Annotated in this window: 6 protein-coding genes; all 6 read left to right on the forward strand. The window is 43.9% G+C overall.

Annotated features, from left to right (window positions below; genetic code table 11):
- Nucleotides 1-11: 11 nt before the first annotated feature.
- Nucleotides 12-2,771, forward strand: a complete 2,760-nt coding sequence (locus AC1DU2_RS22125; RefSeq protein WP_477386931.1) for a glycoside hydrolase family 2 TIM barrel-domain containing protein — start codon at nt 12-14, stop codon at nt 2,769-2,771.
- A gap of 167 nt (nt 2,772-2,938) precedes the next feature.
- Entirely contained in the window at nt 2,939-3,577 is a 639-nt protein-coding gene (locus AC1DU2_RS22130; RefSeq protein ID WP_477386933.1) for an O-methyltransferase, read from the forward strand.
- A gap of 3 nt (nt 3,578-3,580) precedes the next feature.
- Nucleotides 3,581-4,117, forward strand: coding sequence for a glycoside hydrolase family 73 protein (locus tag AC1DU2_RS22135; protein ID WP_477354586.1), 537 nt, complete (start codon nt 3,581-3,583; stop codon nt 4,115-4,117).
- 48 nt (nt 4,118-4,165) lie between these two features.
- Complete coding sequence (locus tag AC1DU2_RS22140) at nt 4,166-5,026, forward strand: glucosaminidase domain-containing protein (RefSeq protein WP_477386935.1); 861 nt, start codon at nt 4,166-4,168, stop codon at nt 5,024-5,026.
- Nucleotides 5,027-5,274: 248 nt separating this feature from the next.
- Complete coding sequence (locus AC1DU2_RS22145; protein ID WP_477354592.1) at nt 5,275-6,033, forward strand: hypothetical protein; 759 nt, start codon at nt 5,275-5,277, stop codon at nt 6,031-6,033.
- A 176-nt stretch (nt 6,034-6,209) separates the two neighbouring features.
- Nucleotides 6,210-6,326 (forward strand): IS1/IS1595 family N-terminal zinc-binding domain-containing protein (locus AC1DU2_RS22150; RefSeq protein WP_477356830.1); only part of this gene is annotated, 117 nt, incomplete at its 3' end.

Consider the following 6,326-nt stretch of genomic DNA (forward strand, 5'->3'; position numbering starts at 1 on the left):
CAATCAAAACTATGAAAAAGATATTTCTGCCCTTATTGTTCATGCTCCTTTGCTTCGATGTGTTTTCGCAGGAAACCATTGTTAAATACTTGTCGGGAACGGATAAAGACCATACCATACCCTGGGATTTTTATTGCACCGGGGGAAGAAAAAGCGGCGTATGGACAAAGATCCCTGTACCATCAAACTGGGAGTTGCAAGGCTTTGGCACCTATAACTATGGGCACGACAAAGTTAAAGGCAACGAGCAGGGCTTATATAAACATGAGTTTTTTGCTGATAACCTAACCGGCAAAAAGGTTTATATCGTTTTTGAAGGATCGATGACCGATACCAAAGTTACAATTAACGGCAAACTGGCCGGCCCGGCACACCAGGGTAGTTTTTATCAGTTTAAATATGATATAACCGATTTGGTAAAACCTAACGCGCAAAACCTGCTCGAAGTAACGGTTGATAAAACATCGGCAAACTCATCGGTAAATGATGCCGAGCGCCGCAATAGCGACTTTTGGGTTTTTGGGGGAATTTACCGGCCTGTTTACCTGGAAATTGTTCCGGAAACTTTTATTGAAAGGATGGCGGTAAACGCGAAGGCCGATGGCTCTTTCCGCTTAGATGTATATGCTCAAAACTTAAAGGGCGATGAGCTGATTGAAGGCCAGGTACAAACCCTTAATGGGCAAAATGTAGGCAAGCCATTTAATGCTAACGCAAACCCGGCAGCCGACCATGTTGAATTACAAGCCAATTTTGCTAAACCGTTACTATGGAGCGCGGAATTCCCCAATTTATACCAGGTTGTAGTTACTGTAAAAAACAAAACGGGCACTGTTCACCGGGTTAAACAAAAATTTGGCTTTCGTACTGTCGAGCTGCGCACCAGCGATGGTTTGTATGTAAACGGTGCAAAAATAATGATGAAGGGTAGCGACAGGCATAGCTTTTGGCCCGAAACCGGGCGTACCCTGAGCCATGGTGTTCACTTGATGGATGTGAAGCTGATGAAGGAAATGAATATGAATGCAGTCCGCATGTCGCACTACCCGCCCGATCGTGATTTTTTGGATGTTTGCGATTCGTTAGGCATATATGTGTTGGATGAGCTTACCGGCTGGCAGGCTAAATACGATACTGTGGTAGGCCGTAAACTGGTTAAAGAGTTGGTAGTACGCGATGTAAACCACCCCTCCATCCTGTTTTGGGATAACGGTAACGAGGGGGGCTTTAACCGGGGGCTTGATAATGACTATGCTTTATATGATCCGCAAAAACGCACCGTGATTCACCCCTGGGAAAAATTCAATGGCACCGACACCAAACATTACCCCGATTACAATTACATGGTTAATGCAGCGGCCAACGGACAGGAAGTTTTCTTTCCCACAGAGTTTATGCACGGCCTATATGATGGCGGCGCCGCAGCCGGGCTTGATGATTTTTGGGGGCAGATGGTAAAACATCCGCATGGAGCCGGTGGTTTTATCTGGGCGTTTTTAGATGAGGCCGTAATCCGTACCGATAAAAACAACACCTATGATTCTGACGGTAACCATGCCCCTGACGGCATTGTTGGGCCACATCGCGAAATAGAGGGTAGCTTTTATGCCATAAAAGAAATCTGGTCGCCGGTTTATATCAATCCGCAGCCTGTTGATGCCGGTTTTGATGGTAAAATAGCTGTCGAAAATCGATATTCGTTCACTAACCTTAATCAATGTAGTTTTAAGTGGAAACTGGTTAAATTCCCATCGGCACAAAGTAAAACTACCACCGCTATAGTAACGGCCACCGGTTTACTAAAAACCATTGCGCTTAAACCGGGCGAGAAAGGCACCTTGAATTTAGCGCTGCCTGCATCATGGAAAAAAAATGATGCGCTATACCTAACAGCTTACGGACCCGATAAGAAAGAAATATTTACCTGGAGCTGGGCCATTAGCACACCGGCCGCTATTGCCTCCAAAATCGCTGCGTCGCCGGCTAAATCGGCTATAAAAACAACAGAGACAGATAAATTATTAAGCATCAAATGCGATGGCATTAGCTATGATTTTGATAAGGTTACCGGTTACATTCAAAAAGTGCGTAAACCGGCAAATGCAATTTCATTATCGGGCGGGCCGGTATTGGCAGGTGTTAATACCCAACTAAAACAGTTTACACACAAAGCCGACGCCGGAAAATATGTTGTAGAAGCCGACTACCAGGGCGCGGGCTCATTACACGTAACCTGGACTTTCGCTGCCGGGCACCCTATTAAACTGGAGTACCAATACGTACAACAGGGCGATGCCGATTTTATGGGTATCACCTTCAATTACCCCGAAGAAAAAATTACCGGCATGAAATGGCTTGGCCGCGGCCCCTACCGCGTTTGGAAAAACCGGCTGAAAGGCCAGCAGTTTGGTATTTGGCACAAAGCTTATAACAATACCATTACCGGCGAAACCTGGGGATATCCGGAATTTAAAGGTTATCATGCCGAAGTTAATTGGGTAACTATCGAAAATAAGGAGTCGCCGTTTACTGTTTACGCTGCCGATAAAAACACTTATCTGCAAATGCTGCACCCGGCAAGGGAAAAAGATGCGTTGAGCAATAACAATGTGGAGCCGGCTTTTCCGGAAGGAAGTATCGGTTTTTTAAATGCCATTGCTCCTATCGGTACCAAATTTCAACCGGCAAAAGTAATGGGGCCGCAAAGCCAAACCAACCATGCCAGCGGCGATAAAATAACCGGAACGCTTTGGTTTGATTTTATGCATTAATACCCAAAAACCGGCCTTTTAAGTGAGGGGCAAAACAGCGTTACCAACTGGAACACATTTTGCATCTCAACAGTCATTTTTATTTAACAACAAACCACAACTAACTGTATATCAACATACAAATTACCGTATTGCTGCATTAAAAACAAATTCCTTACCTTTGCGGCATGGATATTCTCCCTATAGCCCTCCAGGCGTACTTAGATGACCATTGCGATCCGGAGCCGGAAGCTTTGCAGCAACTGAACCGCGAAACGCATTTAAAGGTGCTGCGCCCGCATATGTTGTCGGGTCATTACCAGGGGCGGCTGCTGAGTTTTTTGAGCAAACTGGTGGCCCCTAAATGTATCCTGGAGATTGGCACCTTTACCGGCTACTCGGCCATTTGCCTGGCCGAAGGATTGGCAGAGGGAGGCATCCTCCATACCATCGAGGTGAACCGCGAAATGGAGGATATCATCAATTCACACTTTAAACTAACAAATGTTGAAAATAAAATAAAGCTGCATTTTGGGCAGGCAGAGGCCATTATTGCTGATTTACAGGCTGATATTTTCGATTTGGTATTTATTGATGCTGATAAAAAAAATAATTTTACTTACTTTCAATTGGTTTTTGACAAAGTCAGATCCGGAGGATTAATAATAATTGATAACGTTTTGTGGAAAGGAAAGGTGTACGGCCCCGAAAATGATGCCGATACGCAAGGAATTCGCAAACTAAATGACCACATAGCTGTTGATAACAGGGTAGAAAAACTGATCCTGCCTGTACGCGACGGCTTACTGGTTATCAGAAAAAAATAAATTATGAAGAAAATCTTACTGATTACCGCCCTGTTGATTTCAACAATTGCTGCTTCAGCACAAAAAAACACTTCACAATCTTATATCGAGAAGTTCAAAGATGATGCCATTCGTATTATGCACGAAACCGGTATCCCGGCAAGCATCGTTTTAGGTGTAGCCATGCATGAATCCGGCTGTGGCAACAGCACCATAGCCCAAAGCCTTAACAATCAGTTTGGAGTAAAGGGCGGAGGCAGTGTAGTTTTTATCAAACACAACAAAAAAGTACGCTCATCCTATAAAAAATATGATTCGGTTTTAGATTCATTCCAGGATTTTGCCCGCATCATGACCGAGCGCAAACAATTCAGCCACCTGGCCGATGCACTTAGCCACTATGATTACACCGGCTGGGCAAAAGGCATCCAGCGCAGTGGTTATGCCAGCAGCCGCAAATGGGCAGCACAGGTTTTAGGTATCATTAAAAAATACGACCTGAACGATTTGGACGAAAACCCTGCAACACAGCCTAAAGAATTAGCAGAAGCCAAACAATAAACCTATTTTGGCATTTTAATAAAAATGCCAAATACCCGGTTTAGCTGTATGAATAAAACGCGTTACTTTTTTTTAATTGGTGTTATTTGTTTTACCTCATGCTCGGCACGTAAAACAGTATCATCTTCAAAAAACTCCAGGAACTCTATCTCCAACCGCGATGTACGTCGCAACAACAGCAATATCCAAAAAGCCAACAGCGCTTCTATGGCGGGCTATAAATCGCTGTCGAGTTTAGATTATATTGATCGTTTTAAGGCCATTGCCATACAGGAAATGAACCAGTATGGCATTCCCGCCAGTATTACACTTGCCCAGGGCCTGTTTGAATCGGGCGCCGGCAACAGCGATCTGGCCCGCTTTGCCAACAACCACTTTGGCATAAAATGCACTGCCGACTGGAAAGGAAAAAGCTATTATAAAGATGACGACCAGGTTAACGATTGTTTCAGGGTGTATGATAACCCCGAAGACTCATTCCGTGATCACTCTACCTTTTTAAAACGGAAAAACTACGCCAAACTATTTGAGCTGGATAAAAACGATTATGAAGGCTGGGCCCGCGGTTTGAAGGCAGCAGGCTATGCTACCAACCCCAAATACCCCGAACTGCTTATAAACCTTATTGTAAAATACAACCTGGACCAGTACGACCGCGCCGAAGGCGAAGCATCCAAAATTAAACGCGAAGACCGTGTGCTATCGCAAATTAATGACAACATTGGCAAAGCCAACACAGATACCCTTACCAAAACCAAACCCGACGATAAGATATACACCGTAAAACAGGGCGATACACTATACAACATATCTAAACGTTTTGGTATAACTGTTGACGAGCTAAAAGCGTTAAACAGTATACCAGATAATAATATCCACATTGGGCAAAAACTGGTAGTAGTGAAGTGAGGGGGGAGGAGAGAATCAAGAGTTAAGAATCAAGACAGGAGAAAAATTTTGCAGGGAGCATTGTTTTCGACGTACGATGCAATCAGGCGCCAATGCTAATTTGTATACTTTAAGCACACCAAATGAGTAGGCTACGGACAAAAGTCTTAACTCTTGATTCTTAACTCTTGATTCTTTCCCCTCCCCAAAAGTTAATTGTTGTTAAAAACACGGCTAATTAAAGCCTAAGTTTTATTTTTGGCGCCACAATGAAAGTATGGTTGTTCCTGTTTTTCTGCACGTTATCTGTTCGGCTTTTTGCACAGCAAAAACAGCTGGAGGGTATTGTATTTGATAAAGACAGCAAAGACCGTATTGCCAAGGTAAATATTGTGAACGCCACTACAGGCAAATCTTTTTACAATAACCTTAAAGGCGAGTTTTCCATAGATGCCCAGCCCGGCGATATGCTGATATTTATTAAGGCCGATCATTACAGCGATACCCTGAAAGTACCAGGCAGTAATGCCATGGCAGTTTATATGAAGCGGTCGGCTATCATGCTCAGGGAGGTATACATTCGCGATACGCTGCTTACACCCGAGAAGCAATTTGCGGCTACCAAGCGCGATTTCACCAAAATTTACGGATCGGAATATAGCCAAAGCCTGTTGTCTGTGGCACCCGGCATGGGGGCGGGCATAGGTATTGATGCTTTGTACAATGCCTTTAGCCGCAGCGGCCGCAATGCCGCTAAATTACGTACAACGATAGAAGAAGATTACCACCAGCGCGAGATTGATTTCCGTTTTAACCGCGCGTTTGTGGCCAGCGTAACCCGCCTTAAAGACCAGCAGCTTACCGATTTTATGCAACGTTACCGCCCCGGCTACTTCCTGGTAAAAACCGCCACCGATTACGAGTTTATCACCAGCATAAAAACCAATTTGCGCCGGTTTATGCGTTCGCCCCGTAAATCATCGTATACCCTGGCTCCGTTAATTACACCAGGGATAACCAATAATTAAAGCCGATTTGCCGGATTTACACCGATGCGCTAAATCTTTTTAAATTTGATATAATTGCCAAAAATAGTTGGTAGAATATTTGTAATCGACTGTAATAAAGGAATATACATCAAGCAAATTGAAATCGGTTTCAATTTGCTTTTTTTGTTATATGAAATCGTCAAAAAAAGGCGTGTTTGACCTGTAAGAGCACGGATGTAATAAAGTGGGGCAAGCAGAATAAAAAACAGCGATATAAGTGTAAATCATGTGGGCAATTGTTTATTCGGCAGCACGCTGGTGTAAGAGATAAG

Source organism: Mucilaginibacter sp. P4_C11, assembly GCF_056402115.1.